The organism is Paenibacillus sp. 203 (genome assembly GCF_037027525.1).
Lineage (GTDB): Bacteria > Bacillota > Bacilli > Paenibacillales > Paenibacillaceae > Paenibacillus > Paenibacillus polymyxa_B.
In genome coordinates, this window is sequence record NZ_JAXCHD010000007.1 from 45,203 (window position 1) to 62,073 (window position 16,871).

15 protein-coding genes and 1 riboswitch are annotated in these 16,871 nt (G+C 48.8%); of the genes, 6 read left to right on the top strand and 9 right to left on the bottom strand.

Features of this window, described 5'->3' with window-relative positions:
• Positions 1 to 34: 34 nt before the first annotated feature.
• From WA407_RS17080 to WA407_RS17095, 4 genes are all read right to left on the bottom strand, one after another.
• Positions 35 to 784, bottom strand: a complete 750-nt coding sequence (locus WA407_RS17080) for a YcnI family copper-binding membrane protein (RefSeq protein ID WP_336077852.1) — start codon at positions 782 to 784, stop codon at positions 35 to 37.
• A 55-nt stretch (positions 785 to 839) separates the two neighbouring features.
• On the bottom strand, positions 840 to 2,558 hold the full coding sequence (locus tag WA407_RS17085; RefSeq protein ID WP_336077853.1) for a copper resistance CopC/CopD family protein: 1,719 nt from the start codon (positions 2,556 to 2,558) through the stop codon (positions 840 to 842).
• 254 nt (positions 2,559 to 2,812) lie between these two features.
• Positions 2,813 to 4,663 (bottom strand): bifunctional diguanylate cyclase/phosphohydrolase, encoded by a 1,851-nt coding sequence (locus tag WA407_RS17090; protein WP_336077854.1) that lies wholly within the window; start codon positions 4,661 to 4,663, stop codon positions 2,813 to 2,815.
• Between the two features lie 282 nt (positions 4,664 to 4,945).
• Positions 4,946 to 5,539 carry a DUF5317 domain-containing protein gene (locus tag WA407_RS17095; protein ID WP_039270279.1) on the bottom strand — a complete coding sequence of 198 codons (594 nt, stop codon included), beginning with the start codon at positions 5,537 to 5,539 and terminating at the stop codon, positions 4,946 to 4,948.
• A gap of 202 nt (positions 5,540 to 5,741) precedes the next feature.
• On the opposite strand from WA407_RS17095, the gene WA407_RS17100 reads away from it, so the two are divergent.
• The 5 genes from WA407_RS17100 to nfsA all read left to right on the top strand — a co-directional run bounded on the left by WA407_RS17100 (position 5,742) and on the right by nfsA (position 11,297).
• Entirely contained in the window at positions 5,742 to 6,971 is a 1,230-nt protein-coding gene (locus WA407_RS17100) for a multidrug effflux MFS transporter (RefSeq protein WP_336077855.1), read from the top strand.
• A 116-nt stretch (positions 6,972 to 7,087) separates the two neighbouring features.
• Entirely contained in the window at positions 7,088 to 7,438 is a 351-nt protein-coding gene (locus WA407_RS17105) for a metal-sensitive transcriptional regulator (RefSeq protein ID WP_069290915.1), read from the top strand.
• Positions 7,439 to 7,492: 54 nt separating this feature from the next.
• Positions 7,493 to 7,693, top strand: a complete 201-nt coding sequence (locus tag WA407_RS17110) for a copper ion binding protein (protein WP_013308457.1) — start codon at positions 7,493 to 7,495, stop codon at positions 7,691 to 7,693.
• A 112-nt stretch (positions 7,694 to 7,805) separates the two neighbouring features.
• Positions 7,806 to 10,262 (top strand): heavy metal translocating P-type ATPase, encoded by a 2,457-nt coding sequence (locus WA407_RS17115; protein WP_336077856.1) that lies wholly within the window; start codon positions 7,806 to 7,808, stop codon positions 10,260 to 10,262.
• A 288-nt stretch (positions 10,263 to 10,550) separates the two neighbouring features.
• Positions 10,551 to 11,297 carry an oxygen-insensitive NADPH nitroreductase gene (gene nfsA, locus WA407_RS17120; RefSeq protein ID WP_322162594.1) on the top strand — a complete coding sequence of 249 codons (747 nt, stop codon included), beginning with the start codon at positions 10,551 to 10,553 and terminating at the stop codon, positions 11,295 to 11,297.
• A gap of 147 nt (positions 11,298 to 11,444) precedes the next feature.
• On the opposite strand, the gene WA407_RS17125 is transcribed toward nfsA, so the two are convergent.
• The 5 genes from WA407_RS17125 to WA407_RS17145 form a co-directional block, all read right to left on the bottom strand.
• Complete coding sequence (locus WA407_RS17125; protein WP_336077857.1) at positions 11,445 to 12,317, bottom strand: TatD family hydrolase; 873 nt, start codon at positions 12,315 to 12,317, stop codon at positions 11,445 to 11,447.
• Positions 12,310 to 13,260: an ABC transporter ATP-binding protein gene (locus tag WA407_RS17130; protein ID WP_336077858.1), complete on the bottom strand. Its 951-nt coding sequence runs from the start codon at positions 13,258 to 13,260 to the stop codon at positions 12,310 to 12,312. The genes WA407_RS17125 and WA407_RS17130 overlap by 8 nt, the downstream gene beginning before the upstream one ends.
• Positions 13,261 to 13,304: 44 nt before the next feature.
• Positions 13,305 to 14,081, bottom strand: a complete 777-nt coding sequence (locus WA407_RS17135) for an ABC transporter permease (protein ID WP_069290919.1) — start codon at positions 14,079 to 14,081, stop codon at positions 13,305 to 13,307.
• On the bottom strand, positions 14,078 to 14,371 hold the full coding sequence (locus WA407_RS17140; protein ID WP_235307040.1) for an MTH1187 family thiamine-binding protein: 294 nt from the start codon (positions 14,369 to 14,371) through the stop codon (positions 14,078 to 14,080). Before WA407_RS17140 ends, WA407_RS17135 begins: the two co-directional genes overlap by 4 nt.
• Before the next feature lie 385 nt (positions 14,372 to 14,756).
• Positions 14,757 to 15,800 carry an ABC transporter substrate-binding protein gene (locus tag WA407_RS17145; RefSeq protein ID WP_254328905.1) on the bottom strand — a complete coding sequence of 348 codons (1,044 nt, stop codon included), beginning with the start codon at positions 15,798 to 15,800 and terminating at the stop codon, positions 14,757 to 14,759.
• Positions 15,801 to 15,991: 191 nt separating this feature from the next.
• Positions 15,992 to 16,101, bottom strand: a riboswitch (TPP riboswitch).
• 270 nt (positions 16,102 to 16,371) lie between these two features.
• Between WA407_RS17145 and WA407_RS17150 the strand changes: the two genes are divergently transcribed.
• Positions 16,372 to 16,806, top strand: coding sequence for a pyridoxamine 5'-phosphate oxidase family protein (locus tag WA407_RS17150; RefSeq protein ID WP_061831133.1), 435 nt, complete (start codon positions 16,372 to 16,374; stop codon positions 16,804 to 16,806).
• Positions 16,807 to 16,871: the final 65 nt, after the last annotated feature.

A 16,871-nucleotide genomic window follows, 5' to 3' on the forward strand; every position in this document is an offset into this window, starting at 1 on the left:
TTAAAACGGTCTTAACCTTTATACGTAACCCAGATTACTTGCGGCGCTTGAGTGCAATGCCGACAGCTGCGGCAGCAAGAACGACTGCAATGATCGAGAGGACGAGTGCTGTCGTTTGTGTAGCAGAGCTGGCTGGAGCAGAAGCGGTAGGTGTAGCTTCTACAGCATTGTTCGAAGCAGGTGCGGGGCTGCTGCTATCTTTAGCCGCATCTGTGCTCGTATGGCCTGCTGCCGTGCCCGCTGAATCGTGTCCGCTGTCTGCGGCAGGGGCAGGAGTTGCGGACGTGGCATCCGCCGTGATTTCAGTAATGGAATGTGGATTATTACTTCCTTCGTCACCTGTCCATTCCACGATACTTCCGTCACTGTAATATTGGAAGGCGTCCCAGGGTGCTGCGGTATTTTGGTCTGCATTTTGCGCTACAAAGCTGAAACGCTGATACTGACCCGCTTGAATGCCGTCTTTTTCAGTCGTCCAGGTCACGGTGGTTACTTTGCCGGAGCTGTCTTTTTCCGTGGCTACTTTCCAATCCGGTACAGGCTCGTATTGTTTGAAAACGACCTCTTTCGGAATTTTCAAGGCGACTTTGGTGGTTGGAATGTTTTTTTCCACGGGTACTTTCAATGTGTACGTTTCCCACGCATTAGGTTGTGAAACAGAAGGCTTGACTGTCACATGTGCACTGGCCATTCCTGCAAAAAGTAAGGCACCCGCCGCAATTAGACCCATAGAGGTCGCAAGCCTGGAAAATCTGAATTTTGCTGTTTGAATCGTTGTATTCATATTCAATTCGCTCCTTTTAAGTGAGGATTTCATACAATCCTGAAGTATAAAATAATTACTTTTTACCGCCTACATGCAGGGTGAATTCAGCATCAACCGCATCGAGTGATGCCGTCAGAGCATGTACTTTTACCGCCCATGTTCCTTCGGAGGTCATCAATTCCTGACTGCGGAATGGTTGTTGCTGCTTTACGGGCAGAACAAATTCCTGTTGATCTTGGTCAGGATCTGCTGGTGTGAGCGTTAATGTAACCTGCTGGATTCCCGAAACGGCAGCACCTTTGCTATCCTGAACGGATACCTTGAATTCATTGCTGCCTACAGTATTGGGGCTGACTGACAGCGTAACGTTGTATCCGCCCGTAGTGCGAGTCTCCTCAAACGGAACAGCAGGTGCCTGGCCGGGTGACAGGTGAGTAAGCACCGCAGTCAACAGCATCACGAGCAGGCCGACGGACACCTCGGCACGCAATCCCCGGGCGGCTTGCTTGCTGGGCGCCGCTTGCCGTGCGCTGCGGAACTGGCTGGCCGCAAAGGCCAGCATGACTAGCAGCAGCGCTGCCTTGCCGAGCAGAACGAGTCCATAGGACGTGTTCAGCAACATGGAGGGGGCCGGAATGTACAGCACGGCTCCATATATACCGGTGGCAAGTAGCGCTGCCACCATAGCAATGCCCCAGCCGGCAAAGCGGCGCAGGGCGGCTTGCCGCAGAGTTGCCCGCTCGGATACGGGCAACTCCGCTCCGGCAACAGGCAGGCACACGACCATGACGGCAAGTGAGCCGATCCAAAAAGCTGCTGCTGCGAGATGGACAAAGTCCGCCGCAATGGCCGGAGCTGGGTGGGTAGCCGCTGCCGGATGACCGACAAAGGCTTTGGACAGCATGAGGCATAGCGTTAGGAGAGCTGAGCTGTAGCCCCAAAGACGGCGCTGGCGATCCGAAATGCTGTAATCCAGCGCGTAAATCAGCGTTACGCTTAGGAGCAGCACGAGAATCATCTGGATAAACCAAATTTGCCCGGCTCCAGTAAACTGGAGAGCTTCTCCCAGAATCGGGAGTGAGAAGCCCTCCCTGATGGAAACCCCGGCATCCCATGAAGCCTGAAGTGGCAGGCTGATCAGAATGGCGGCAGACGTTATGCCGTAGCCGCTCCATAGCAGCTTAGTCCAGCGGGGCAATGTGTCAAAGGGCCGCTGATTTTGCTGATGCTGTTCACTTCGATTCTTGTCTTGGCTTATGCTCGGTAAGATGAACAGCCGGAAACAAATCGCTCCAAAAAGCAGCGATAGTCCTATGTAAAGAAACCAACGGACAGCGATTAAGTCGATTCGTGATGTCCCTGAGCTTTCAGGTGCGATAGCTTGATGAGTAGGCGCATTGGAACCGCTACCTACTTGAAATGGAATGACTCCATTAACCGGATGTCCGTCTGCGGATAAAGCTCTCCAATTGACGGAGTAAATTCCATTTTTCACCCCTGGAATCAATTGGATTTCCATGGTGGCTTTGTGATTCGGGTCAAGCTGTGCTTTTCCTGTGTCGACCCGCTTGCCTGTTTCATCGGTCACTTTGATCGACATAAAGGCAGATTGCAAATCTTCATTGAAGGTGATGGTCACCTGAGAAGGCGACTTGTCCAAAACCTGATTTTCGGTCGGACTGGATTCAATGACAAATGCATGAGCCCACGAAGAGTGAGGAAACAGGATTAGAAGGGGGAGACACAGCAATAAAAGACAAGCCACACGGGCTGGTCTGGACAGGTACAACATGCCTGTGAAGTCACCTTCTCTCGATTACTTGAAGCGAGGATATCCCCATTTGTAACATTTTATACGGACAAACCCATTCCTATCTTAATCATAGTGCATATAGCGTGAATAGATGGAACGAATTATGACATTTATATGAAATTTGAAATAATAAGCATTATACAAAATGTCAATCATATGAAAACCCCTAGCGTGGTTGGATTCAGGACGATTTCAACCACGCTAGGGGCAAAGAGGAGGAGCCAATGAAGGAATTAGAGCCCTGTTTCCATGAAATCCGTGAAAGCAGGTTGCTTATGTTGAATATAATGGATAAAAGTAGCCGTTAGTTTGGGATCGAATTGGCTACCCGAGCAAGCACGTAGTTCTTCAATGGCCTCCTCGAACGTTTTGGTGGGTTGATAGGGGCGCTCAGTTGTCATCGCATCAAAAGAGTCGATGATCGTCAGCATCCGACATAAACGTGGAATTTGCTCGCCCTTAAAGCCAAACGGATAGCCTCCTCCGTCATAACGTTCATGATGCAGCTCCACAAAAGGAACCAAATCTATGAATCGTTCGTTGGCTTCGACAATTCGTTTGCCCCACATGACATGCGCTTGCACCATCTGCCATTCCTCACCAGACAGCTTCTCTTTTTTATTGAGGATATTCCAGGGAATCTCCAGTTTACCAATGTCATGAATGAGGGCACCTAGTATGAAACGCCGCTTATCCTCTGGTCCAAGCTGAAGCACATCGCTCATGTCTGCTGCATATCTGAATACCCGTTTGGAATGCTTGAAAGTGTTAATATCCTTGTACAAGAACAAATTAAGCTGCTGTTCAAGATCACGAATATCCTGCCCCAGATCGACCTCGCGCTCCACTTCATTTAAACTTCCATGCGTATGAACGATGTTTTTTCCCTGTTTCTTGGCGTAGTACAGGGCTTTATCCGCCAGATCGACCAGCTGTGATTTATCGTAGATGTCAATGCGACTTTGTGCAATGCCTGCGGAGAAGGACAGACAGCCGTGTGGAAAAATTTCAACACCCTCATAACGAGAATCATTTAATCTTTTTCGAATAGCATTAACTATTTCGTATGCTTGTTCAGCGGTATGACCGGGCATCAGCAGAGTGAATTCTTCTCCACCATAGCGGGATACGGTGATGTGGGTGCCGGAGGTCTCCTTTTTAAGAAACTCACCGAGAAATCCCAGTAGCTGATCGCCTTTGAGGTGACCGAAATGATCATTGTATTTTTTGAAATCATCTATATCAATCAGAGCCAGACTGAGAGGAGTATTCTCGGATCTGGATATATTTAATTCAGCTTCAAGTGTATTTTCAAAGTAGCTGTGATTGTATAGCCCTGTTCTGCGATCCATGTTCGCCTTTTCTTCGATTTCCCGATACAGCGTGAACATTTGCTTGAATGCGTGAGACAGGAGCATACTTAGCCCAAGGAACAGCAAAAGTCCTAAAATGCCATTGTCATAAATCAGTGTAGTCAATACCAAAGACAGAATGAGTGTACATAAGTATACGAGCAGGGATTCAGCCAAAAAAGCCTGTTTAAGCTCATTGAAGGACCCTTTGTATGCGATATAAAAGTAGATGCCCAGTGTGATGGTGTTCACCGCAAAGTAGCAAATCAACGCCAGCAGGTAGGAAGCGAAATGATCTTGGTTTAAAGCCCCCTGCGTTCCGCCGCTTAGTTCAAATACTGTTGAAGACAGGAAAATGGAAAGGGCGTAAATGGAAAAATTGGAGGTATGCTTCCACCAGGACAGCTCTGTGTGCCGGAACATGGCAATGATTACATTTAACAACAAAATCAGAATAGCAATTTCGGTGCCATGCACAAAAATACAAGCCAGATACACGGAGGAATCCATGGACTGTTTGTTACTGGCCGGTGGCAGCTGGAATGTAAAATGCTCCAGAATCAGAACGGCTCCCAACAGGGAATAGATCGTGACCCACTCTGTTGTCGTATAGTGCAAAAAGGACCACTGGTTCGTATACAGGAGGACGATCACGCCTGCCAAACATATGAAAAACACATATATTCCCGTCGCGGTAACCCGTTCTTGCAGCTTTTTTATTATACTCATCATTTCTTCTCCTGCCTTGTCGTATCTTGATGTCAAAGCTACCAGGGGTGAATGGGATAATTTACAATTTTGTAATCGAAAATTTCACATGAAAAAACAGGCCGGAATCCAGCCTGTTTTGTTGAGCCTGTGCTTCCTTTTTTTCTTATCGGTGACTAGCCCCCGATTTTGTAACCGGAAGTCAAAGCAATAATGACAGAAGCCACGATAATAGCATTGATAATCACACGGGAGTACTTCAAGTTTTTCATAGGGTTCCCTCCCTTCCTTGGAATAAGGTGCGCACTAGGCGTGGTGGGGATTGGTTTCTTGCTGCTTATCCTTAGTTCTCTTCACGACCATAATGCTTTGGATAAACAGGAACATCCCGAAGTTCATGACCACATCTCCAATACTAATTACCTGCGTGCGGGGATAGGGCTTGGAGAGAGGAATAATGTCACCAAGCAATGATAGACGCGTGCTCGCATCCATCATGTAATGTTTCGAGATGACACTTCCAGATTTAAGCATATCTGTATAATAGGGACCCAGCACCTCCGAAGCGCTTAACGAGACCGGCATCCTGCCGCCATTCACCGCCATAACGATAAAATTCATCAATACGCCGATTATAATAAGCTTGAATCCCTTATGATGTCTGTTCAACCAGAGAAATATCAATCCAACCACGTAGACTCCCATAAATAGATACCCGTTAATGGCTGCCAGCCAAGCCCACTTTTCCTGGGCATAAAAAATAATGAATTGTACCAGCAGCAGCACAGGGAACATCCAGCCGGCTATAAGGCGAATTTGACTGAAACGGATCAGACCTTGCCGCCAGCCTCCTCTGAACAGACCTACAATGAGACCCAGTAGCACTCCATCATAGACCATTATCATTCTCCAGATTCCACAAATTTTTTGTTTTGGTTACCGTATAATTCGACCTGAAATTGGTAAATTCCTGCCTGATATATAGCAGTTTTGAAAAAAAATCGCGGATTAGCGTGTAATTATTCGAAGCCAGACGAAATGAGTGATATCATGATGTATTGAAGTAATTATTTATATTTTTGTGAAAAGGATGATTATTATTATGAACCGGTTATCCAATACTGTTATGGTTGCCGCAGATATGACCAAATCGCGAATATTATGGATCGCCTTTGTCCTGGGTGCATTGAGTGCTTTCGGGCCGTTGTCCATAGATATGTATTTGCCGTCGCTGCCTACATTAGCCGACAATTTGCATACGACCACTTCGCTGGCGCAGCTTAGTTTGACCGCCTGTCTGTTGGGACTGGCCGTTGGCCAGATCGTTGCTGGTCCGCTTAGCGACGTAAGGGGTCGCAGAGGACCGCTGGTGATCTCGCTCATTCTGTACGCTGCTGCTTCGCTGTTATGCGTGTTTGCGCCGAATATCGGTATGCTCATTGGGCTTCGCTTTATTCAAGGGCTTACGGGGTCGGCGGGGATCGTGATTTCCAGAGCTGTAGCCCGTGATCTTTACTCGGGCAAAGAGTTGACACGCTTTTTCTCACTGCTCATGCTGGTGAACGGCGTGGCCCCCATTGCTGCACCAGTACTGGGCGGTGTCATATTGAACTTTGTTTCCTGGCGTGGTGTATTCATGGTGCTTTGTGTAGTCGGCGTGGCTATGCTGATTGCCGTCGTATTGGGTTTGCCAGAAACGTTGCCAACTAACCGCCGCTCGTCCGGTGGCTTGAAGCAGACGCTGGGAACACTCGGTCATCTGTTTGCCGATCGACGCTTTATGGGCTATGCCCTCTCACAGGCGCTGATTACAGGAGCGATGTTCGCGTATATCGCTGGCTCACCATTCGTGCTTCAGGACATTTTCGGGGTTTCCCCTCAGACGTATAGCATCATTTTTGCAGTGAATGGTTTGGGGATTGTACTGTTTTCGCAGTTGACGGGTAGACTCGTGGGTCGCTTCAGCGAACGACAGTTACTCTTGTCGGGTCTGATAATTGCGGCTGTAGCCGGAATCAGCTTGCTTACTGTAGCCTTTACCGGAGGCCAATTGTTTGCTGTTTTAGTTCCTCTGTTTTTTGTCGTTTCCTGCGTAGGGATTGTAAGTACAACGACGACTTCATTGGCAATGCAGAGTCAGCAGCGCTCCGCAGGCAGTGCGTCCGCCATGCTTGGTTTGTTGCCTCTATTGCTGGGTTCCATCGCTTCACCGCTAGTAGGCTTGGGGAGTGGAACAACCCCCGTACCGATGGCGGTCGTTATAGCTATAGCCGAGATTGGCGCGCTATTAAGCTTTGTCGTACTTGCTAAGGAAACACGCTCAAAAGTATAAAATAGGGCGAAAAAGTGACATTTTTCTGGAAGGTTGACATACCCCATGGGGGTATATTATGATAGGGGTATAAGAAATGCATAAATGCATATATACACCACACAGGAGGCTGATGTATGGCTGAGGAGCAACCTGTTTCCCACACTCAAATCCATGAGAATCACTGTGGAACAGACGGGGAAAAGACAGTTAGAAAAAGTCATCATTCGGCAGAGTTCAAGAACAGCCTCGTATCCCGGTTGAACCGTATTGAAGGTCAGGTTCGCGGAATTAAGGGCTTGATTGAGAAGGATACCTACTGTGACGATGTACTGAACCAGATTGCGGCTGTCCAGTCCGCATTGAATGGTGTCGGTAAGCTGCTGCTGGAAGGGCATATGAAAAGCTGTGTCATTGAGCGCATGCAGGCAGGAGAGCAGGAAGTGATTGACGAGCTGCTGGTTACGGTCAAAAAGCTAATCCGTTAAGAGTAGTATTCATACACATTATGGGTACGGAAGTATCCCTGAGGAGGAAAAGAAATGGCACAAGTTACATTGAACGTTGAAGGTATGAGCTGCAATCATTGCGTGAAAGCAGTAGAAGGGGCTTTGGAGAAAGTTGGCGCTACCGGCAAGGTCAGCCTCGAAACGAAACAAGTGAATGTAGAATATGACGAGTCCAAGCTGAACGTTGAAGCTCTGAAAACAGCCATTGAAGACCAAGGCTATGATGTTGTTTAAGCTGAAGATATTTTATGTGTGAAAGACTTGTTTCGAAGGAGAAGCTTCCATATTAGAAGCTTTTTCTTTTTGGATATGATATACCCCACCGGGGTATAAGAGGAGGGTTACCATGGAAAACCGTGCGACCGACGGTGACAAGCAGACAACGCTTCATATTACGGGGATGTCCTGTGCCGCCTGCGCAAGCCGTATTGAGAAAGGTTTAAATCGAATAGATGGTGTGGCACAGGCTAATGTGAATTTGGCTTTGGAGCAGGCGTCGATATCCTATGATCCCGAGCAGGTGGAGATCCCTGAGTTTCGCGATAAAATTGCTTCTCTTGGGTTTGGAACTGTAAGTGAAGAAGCCAATCTGAATGTGACGGGCATGACTTGTGCGGCCTGTGCAACCCGGATTGAAAAGGGATTGAATCGGATGCCTGGTGTAACAGGTGCCACGGTAAACTTGGCGATGGAAACAGCTCATGTGGAATATGCCGCGGGGAGTATTGCGGTTGGTGATCTGGTGAGCAAGATTGAACAGCTAGGCTACGGAGCGATCCCGCAGAGCGCTGAGGACAATATCGCGGATGTGCGCAGTAAGGATATCCATCGTAAAAAATGGAAGTGGATTGTGTCCGCAGTGCTATCGTTTCCGTTGTTGTGGGCGATGGTGGCTCATTTTTCCTTTACGTCATGGATTTATGTGCCGGAACTGTTCTTGAATCCATGGTTCCAACTAGTGCTGACAACGCCGATTCAGTTCGTCATTGGTTGGCAGTTTTATGTGGGCGCGTACAAAGCGCTTCGCAACGGGAGTTCGAATATGGATGTGTTAGTTGCACTGGGTACGTCTGCGGCTTATTTTTACAGCTTGTACCTTACGCTGCGTCCGTCTGATGTCATGGAGGGGATGGCGGGAATGCCTGTCATGACCATGCCAGAGCTGTATTACGAGACAAGTGCAGTGCTAATTACGCTTATTTTAGTGGGTAAATGGTTCGAAGCGGTAGCCAAAGGGCGTTCGTCCGAGGCGATCAAGAGCCTGATGAGCCTACAGGCGACGACGGCACGTGTAGTACGTGATGGACAAGAGCTTGATATACCGATCGAACAGGTACGTGTGAAGGATATCTTTATTGTACGACCCGGCGAGAAAATTCCTGTCGATGGTGTGGTCGTGGACGGACGTTCCGCAGTGGACGAATCCATGTTAAGTGGTGAGAGTCTTCCGGTTGAAAAAGAAGCAGGTTCCGCAGTTACAGGGGCGACGCTTAATAAAAACGGGGTACTACGTATTCAGGCGGAGCGTGTGGGTGGTGATACGGCGTTGTCCCGGATTATTAAGGTCGTGGAAGATGCACAAAACTCTAAGGCCCCGATTCAGCGGATTGCGGATCAGATTTCCGGTATTTTTGTCCCCATTGTTGTTGCTATTGCTGTGTTAGCCTTTATCGTCTGGTTTTTCCTTGTGACGCCGACTGATTTTGCAGGCTCACTGGAGAAAATGATTGCAGTTCTCGTCATAGCTTGTCCTTGTGCGCTCGGCTTGGCTACTCCAACGTCCATTATGGCAGGATCGGGACGTGCCGCTGAATACGGTATTTTGTTCAAGGGTGGCGAGCATTTGGAAATGACCCGTTCAGTCAACGCAGTGGTATTGGATAAGACAGGAACAGTTACGAACGGCAAGCCAGAGCTGACAGATGTTATGGTTGGTGCAAGCGGCTTGGCTGAAAACGATTTGCTGCGGTTGCTCGGTGCAGCAGAAAAAAGCTCGGAGCATCCGCTGGCGGAAGCCATTGTAAAGGGGATTGCAGATCGAGGAATTGAGCTGATAGGGCCGACAGATTTTGAAAATATTCCGGGTTATGGTGTGAAGGCGCATGTGGAAGGTAAGCAGGTATTGGCGGGTACACGTCGATTGATGAGCAGGGAAGGCATCGCGATAGATGACTCAGCTGAGCAGTATATGAATGAGCTGGAAAACACAGGGAAAACCGCGATGCTGGTCGCTGTGGACGGTTCCTATGCCGGACTGGTGGCCGTAGCGGACACGATTAAAGAAACGTCACGGGAGGCCGTTGCCCGTCTGCGGGCGATGAACATTGAAGTCATCATGATTACGGGTGACAATGAACGGACTGCGCGCGCTGTTGCCGCCGAGGCCGGAATTGAACGAGTCCTGGCGGAGGTGCTGCCTGAAGGAAAGGCTGAAGAAGTGAGACGGCTTCAGGAACAAGGCATGATCGTAGCTATGGTTGGGGATGGTATTAACGATGCGCCTGCGCTGGCTACTGCTAATATTGGGATGGCGATGGGCACGGGAACGGATGTGGCCATGGAGGCGGCGGATATTACCCTCATGCGCGGCAACCTGAACAGCATTCCTGACGCGATCGAAATGAGCCGCCGGACAATGACAAACATACGGCAAAATCTGTTTTGGGCGCTCGGTTATAACGTGATAGGTATTCCGATTGCCGCTTTGGGCTTCCTTGCTCCATGGTTGGCGGGAGCAGCCATGGCATTTAGCTCTGTTTCGGTCGTGCTGAATGCACTGCGTCTCCAACGGGTGAAGCTGTAAATGTATGGATGCACCAGCAGGATAGCGTGCTGCCGGACATCTGTAGCGAGATAAAGTTATTATCAGAGTATAGAGCAAGTACGCACAATTGGTTTTCTGCGTGCTTGCTTTTTGTTACGTTTGTTTTTTCAACCATACTGTTAACCTTCATCACGTCAGGTTGCTTATCATTCGCGAAAGTTTCATAATATTTGTAGGAGTGCCATGCAAGCATGCAAGAGCTTCTTCGTATACTCACAGCTTGAAGTAGATAAAGAGCTTATATTATGGATTAGGAGTGAAGCAGTCATGAATGATACGATTTCCTTGTTGATGAATCACCGGTCTGTGCGAAAATTTAAGTCAGACGCCGCCGTTACCGACGAGCAGCTCGCAGCTATTGTGGCAGCTGGCCAAATGGCATCCTCGTCCAGCAATGTGCAGGCATATACCGTTATTGCCGTTACCGAGCCTTCTTTAAAAACAAAACTGGCCGAGTTGGCAGGAGGGCAGGCTTATGTTGAGCAATGCCCCGCGTTTCTGGTATGGTGCGCAGATCTGTACCGTTTGAAGCAGGTCACACTCCACCATCAGCCAGGCCAGCCTTCCTACGAAGGGTCCGTCGAAAACTATACGGTTGCGACCATTGATGCCGCGTTAGCTGCACAAAATGCAGCGGTAGCCGCTGAATCACTTGGTCTGGGCATCGTCTATATCGGGGGTATTCGTACTAAAATAGCAGAGGTATCTGAGTTGTTAGGGTTGCCAGAGCTGGTGTATCCAGTGTTCGGTATGTGTATTGGTGTACCAGATCAGGAAACGGGCTTGCGCCCACGTCTTCCGCTGTCCGGTGTTTTGCATATGAACGGCTACGACAAAAATCAAACGATGAAAGCTGTAGAGGTATACGACCACACATCAGCCGAATATTTGAAGGAGCGTACGGGCGGTCAACGCTCTACGCCATGGTCTGAGCAAATGGCCGCGAGACTGACCGAGCCAGCACGTTTGCAGATGAAGCCATTTTTGGAACAGAAGGGTTTCTTGAAGCAATAAAAGCTGAGTAGCGACAAAAAACTCTGCAAATTACAAGAACCTCCTTATTTACGCATGATGAAGTCCCGCGTAAATAAGGAGGTTCTTTGCTTTAGTTGCATGTTGTGGTTGTAAACCTTCCAGTGAGTAAATAGCTGGTATCCTTTATCAATCAGATAGTGAGTAAAAGCGTCTCGTATTTTCATAAAATATTTGACGGACGGCAGATTCATCTTGATGGGTCAGCTTGCTATACGCGCGAATGACGTCGGCAGTCATCCGTGGATGTGTCTGTTGTCCGGTAAAAGGCCCCTCGAACGGCCAGGGACCGTCTGTCTCTGCCATGATCTGATCAGACGGATACTGTCTTGCCAAACTGCGGATCTCTTCTTCGTACAGGAGATCCGGTGTGAAGGAGACATAATAGCCGTTCCGCGCCATACGTTCGGTTGTGGCGGCAGAGCCTTTAAACCAGTGAAAATGCGCCTGCGTGACGCTGTGACGTTCCAGAAGGTCACAGGCGATGTCTGCGTCCTCATAAACGGCGTGCAGGACAATGGGCTTGTTATGCTTGCTTGCAAACTGGATAAAACGCTCCAGCAGCGCTATGTAGGGAGCGAGGTCAAAAGGTGAACCGCTCTGTGAGGCTTCCATCCGATTGTAATAGGGCAAGCCGACTTCACCCACGGCGACCATCCGCTGTATATGTTCGTCCATCCAGTCGAATAAGAGGTCAAGCTCAGCTTGCGGTGGAAGAGCCTGTTCGGGATGAAAGCCAAAGGCTGGCCGTACCAGCTCGGGGTAACGCTTGGCTAACCGTAGATTGGCTCGGCTGGAGCTCAGATGCATCGACACGGCTATCACGGCTTGGACGCTGCTATCGGCAAGTGAAGCGAGCAATAACTCCTGTTGTTCAGGCGGGTAGCTGTCTACATGAATATGCGCGTCGATCAATGGAGCGGGCTCAATTGCGGTCAAATCCAAGCCTGGCTTTGTTTGGCTGTTCCATTTCAATGCACATCGAACTTTTACGTCACTCATGTCGATTCAATCCATCTTCCGGGATATTCTTGTGGACGCTCTGAGCATTGTCCATGTTGGCGTCCAGTTTGTACTTTTCCTCGCGCATCCAGCTGGTCATGGTCCGCTTCCATTCAATAAAGAGCGGATCGAGGATGATTTGTTCCCTACGCGGGCGGGGAAAAGGGACATCTACGACATGCACCACCGAAGCAGGTCGTGCCGACAGCACATAGATGCGGTCTGAGAGCAGCAGCGCTTCTTCAATGCTGTGGGTAATAAACAGCACAGAACGGCGATTCTTCTCCCACATGCGTAATAACCATTGCTGCATGTCTGCACGTGTCAGCGCATCGAGTGCGCTGAACGGCTCATCCAGCAGCATTAATTCCTGCGGGCTGAGTAGTGCTCGTAGAAAGGCGGCGCGCTGTTGCATTCCACCAGACAGCGTATGTGGGTACGCCTTGACGAATTTGCCTAGTCCAACTTGCTCGAGCCATTGCAAGGCTTCTTTGCGACGCTCGCGTTCACTGGCGTACTCAGGGGGGACTGCTGTACTTTTACGTGGAGCATTTTCCTGCCCAAGCAGTACGTTGTCCAGCGTGGTACGCCACGGAAAAAGGGCGGGCTGCTGCGGCATATAGCTGATATGACCACGTTCACCAGTCATGTCCCGTCCGTGCATACGGATACGTCCCTGCTGGGGTTTGAGTAGCCCACCGATGATGTGAAATAGCGTGCTTTTGCCGCTGCCTGACGGACCGATGAGGGAAACGAATTCTCCCGGCTTGACTGTGAGGGATACATCCTGCAGTACGGGCAGTAAGCTTCGCTTTTCACGGAAGGCAAGGCTGATCCCGTCCAATTCCAAAGCAGGAGGAGCAGTTGAAGGACTCTGTTGTTCCCCGGCTCGTTGTTCATTAGCCACGTTGTGTGATGATAAGTCAATCGGATGCAGACTCATACGCGCTACGTCCTTTCTTTGCTGTATTTAATTCAAGGAGGAAGCTACTCTCGATCGGGTTTCCAGCGAACCAACCATTTCTCCAGTAGTAAAATAACCACAAACATGAGTAAGCTGAGTGCGACAATAATGCCGATGGCTGCAAAAATGAGGTCCGTGCGATAGGCCGATTTTTGCAGCAGCATATAATATCCAATTCCTTCACTAGCTCCGATCCATTCGGCAATGATCGCGCCCATCACACTATAGGTAGCAGCAATTTTAACGCCAGAAAAGACTTGCGGCAGGGAATGTGGCAGCTCCAGCTTCATAAAAATAGACATGCGGCTTGCACCCGACATCCGCATATAGTTCATCATCGTACGGTCTGTTCGAGTCAGCCCGTCCATGGCCGCTACAGCCACGGGAAAAAAGCATACTAAAGTAATGACCATAAGCTTGGGCAGCACGCCAAAACCAAACCATACCATGAGCAACGGACCGAGGGCGATAATCGGAATGTTTTGGCTAAGGATCAAGAGCGGGTATAGAGCAGATTTGAGAAAAGGAATCGTATGAAGAACGATGGCGATCAGCAGTCCCGTAGCTGTCCCTATAGCGAATCCCGCAAGTGTCAGACGAATTGTAGCCCATGTATGGGTGCCAAGCAACGCCGATTGCGCCATGCCCTCTTGTACGATTAGGGATGGAGCTGGCAGCAGCCAGGATTCAATATGTAAATAGGAAACCGCTCCTTGCCAAGCCGCTAAAAAGAAGAGGACCGCCACAAGGGGCGGCCATACGCTTTTCCACCAGGACGCGTTCTTGCCTTTCGGATTCATGGGCGATATTTCTCGGTCAGCTTGTTCATGCTGATGCCTTGTGGGTTATGTGCGATTTTGATCTGTGAAATGACGCTGGGACTACCCGCTTCCGTCAAAGCCTCGTGCATTTCTTTAACCACTTTCAGCAACTCGTCGAGCTCGCCCTCCATGGTCGTATCCAATGGGTTCACCTGATACTTGACGCCGGAGCGCTGAATGACCTCAATCGCCTTATCTACATACGGGTAAGAGTCCTCGTTATTAGGAGTTTTAGGGATTACTTGAATACTGAGCAGTGTGTTAGCCATGAAAATTCACCTGTCCTTTATTGTGGAGTTGTTTTGAGAAAATAGGGTGGTTTAAGGCGGGGAGACCGCTTCGCGTTTCATTTGATCTTACGATCGCTGCGCTTCTCCAGATTCAAATGAACCGCTACGCTGCCAACCGCCTTAAAAAGCACCTTATTTTTAAAGCTAGGTTGTAGCATTTTTATAAAAGCAAAACAAGCAAAAGAACGAAGTGGGCGGAATGGTGCTGTACAAGCGTTAGCGTTCGCCATTGTACCCAGATTTCAACCTCTGGATATTCATAAAAGAAATCTAGGTACAACAGCGATGGGAAGCACCATCCGGCTGCGTAGTGGCACTTCGTTCACTTCTCTAGTTCAGTCTTATTTAGCGTTTTAACAAATGATCAGCGCTTGGGCAAGAAGTCGTTTGTGAAGGCTTTATCCACTTCCAAAGGCTTGCTGAGCAGCTTGCGTTCGTACATCCAGTCCGAATAGTTTTGCCATACCTCCGCTTTTTGCACACCCCATTGCGCGGCATCGTCCTGATAACGCGGGCTTAGCCATTTTTGGCTGGCAAGTACCAGTTTTTTATCCAGCTCCGGTACAGCTTTGCTTAAGATGTCCGCGGCTTCTTCTGGATGGGCGATAGTGTATTCATAGCCTTGTGCGGTAGCGTCCATGAACGCTTTGACCAGTTCTGGATCATTTTTTATTGTCTGTTCGTTGCTCACAATTACAGGTGTATAGTAATCGAGGCTTTTGGAATAATCTTTTACATACAGCATATCCAATGGCTCACCTCGAAGCTGGGCCTCAATTCCGGTCCATGCGTAGAAAATCCAGGCAAAGTCGATATCCCGCTTCACGGCTGTAAAATAGTCTGCATTGCCCATGTTGACGATCTTCACTTTGCTCACATCGCCTTTGTCTGAATCCATGATGGATTTCATGACCGCTTCTTCTACGGGAGAGCCCCAACCGCCGTATTTTTTACCTTCAAAATCTTTCGGGCTCTTAATTCCGCGATCTACCGGGGCTGCGAAGCCTGAGGTATTATGCTGAATCACCGCAGCGATGGATACAAGCGGCACGCCTTGCGTACGAGCCTGTGTGACGCCTTCTTGGTAGCTGATACCAAAAGGTGCAGCATTAGAGGCAACCATTTGATCGGCTCCGCCTGAACCAGGTTGAATAATTTGGACATTCAGACCTGCTTTTTCGTAAAATCCTTTGTCCTTGGCAACATAGAGTCCCGTATGATTCGTATTGGGTGTCCAGTCGAGCACGACTTTAACATCTTTGAGCTCCTTTGCCGGAGTAGACGTTTGAGTGTTGGTAGCGGGAGCCGCTTCTTGGGATGTGGAGGGACTTCCACCGCAAGCGGTCAGGGTCAGGGCCATGAGCCACAGACTGATCAGTCCCAGGCTTAATATTTTCATGCGCTTCATCGTTGTGTTCTCTCCTTTAATTACCCGTTATCCATCCAATCAGACAGCTTATGTTCCCCATTTTCATAAAAATAACATCTGCCGGACGCGATCTTTCCAACAACTTAATCTTCAACAAAAAAAGCGCCCCGAGTTTCCGGGACGCTTGCGCTTGTATATACCAAAGTAAGGGATGGTCCTATGTAAAAAGGCACATCTTGCTTAAGCATTCCTACGCTGGCATTACCCAGATCAGGTTGTAAGGGTCAGTGTCTTGGGACACACTCTCAGCCGGCCGATTCCAGCACCCCTGGCATTGTATGGTTTAATGGGTTCATTTATTCGGGTTTACTACGACGATTATATGCCTTGAATGCGGGTCTGTCCAGCATGGAGGAAGAGATGACGGTTCATTTGCCGAACGACAGGGTACACTTTTACTGTGAGCTTTGATCTGAAAATGAGCATGCATCAATCCGATCTGATCGGGTCATGTTATTTTCAGAACAGCTGCGCAGGTAGGTTCAGATGGGCTGGTGCCCAATGGCATGGCCGTAAAGAATTCTAATTCGTGAAAAGGAGTTGTTGTACTGTGGGTAAAACGGAAACATTGGATCGTAGCCAACTAGAACAAGCCATTGTGAAGGCTTTGGATAACAACAAATTTTGCTCGTTAGGTACGGTAGAGGGTGGCAAACCGAAAGTACGCTATATGGCCCTTTTTAACGATGGAATGAACATTCATCTGGCGACAGATCGCAAAACGCATAAAGTGGATGAGCTAAAGGATAATCCGAATGCTTATCTGCTGCTGGGTTATGAAGTTGGCGGTACAAAGGAAGTCGTAGAAGTGGAGGCTACTGTCCAGATTACAGCTGATGAGGGGCTACGCAAACAAGTGTGGAACGATTCCTTGAAGGAATGGTTTTCCGGACCGGATGATCCCGATTATGTCATTCTGGACGTGAATCCGACTCGCATTGAGTATGTGGGTCAGCAAACGGAGCGCCAAGTGTGGAATAAATAATGAGAATATAAATGGATAAACCAGTGAATCTCCGAGTTTTTTAGGAGGTTTGCTGGTTTTTTATT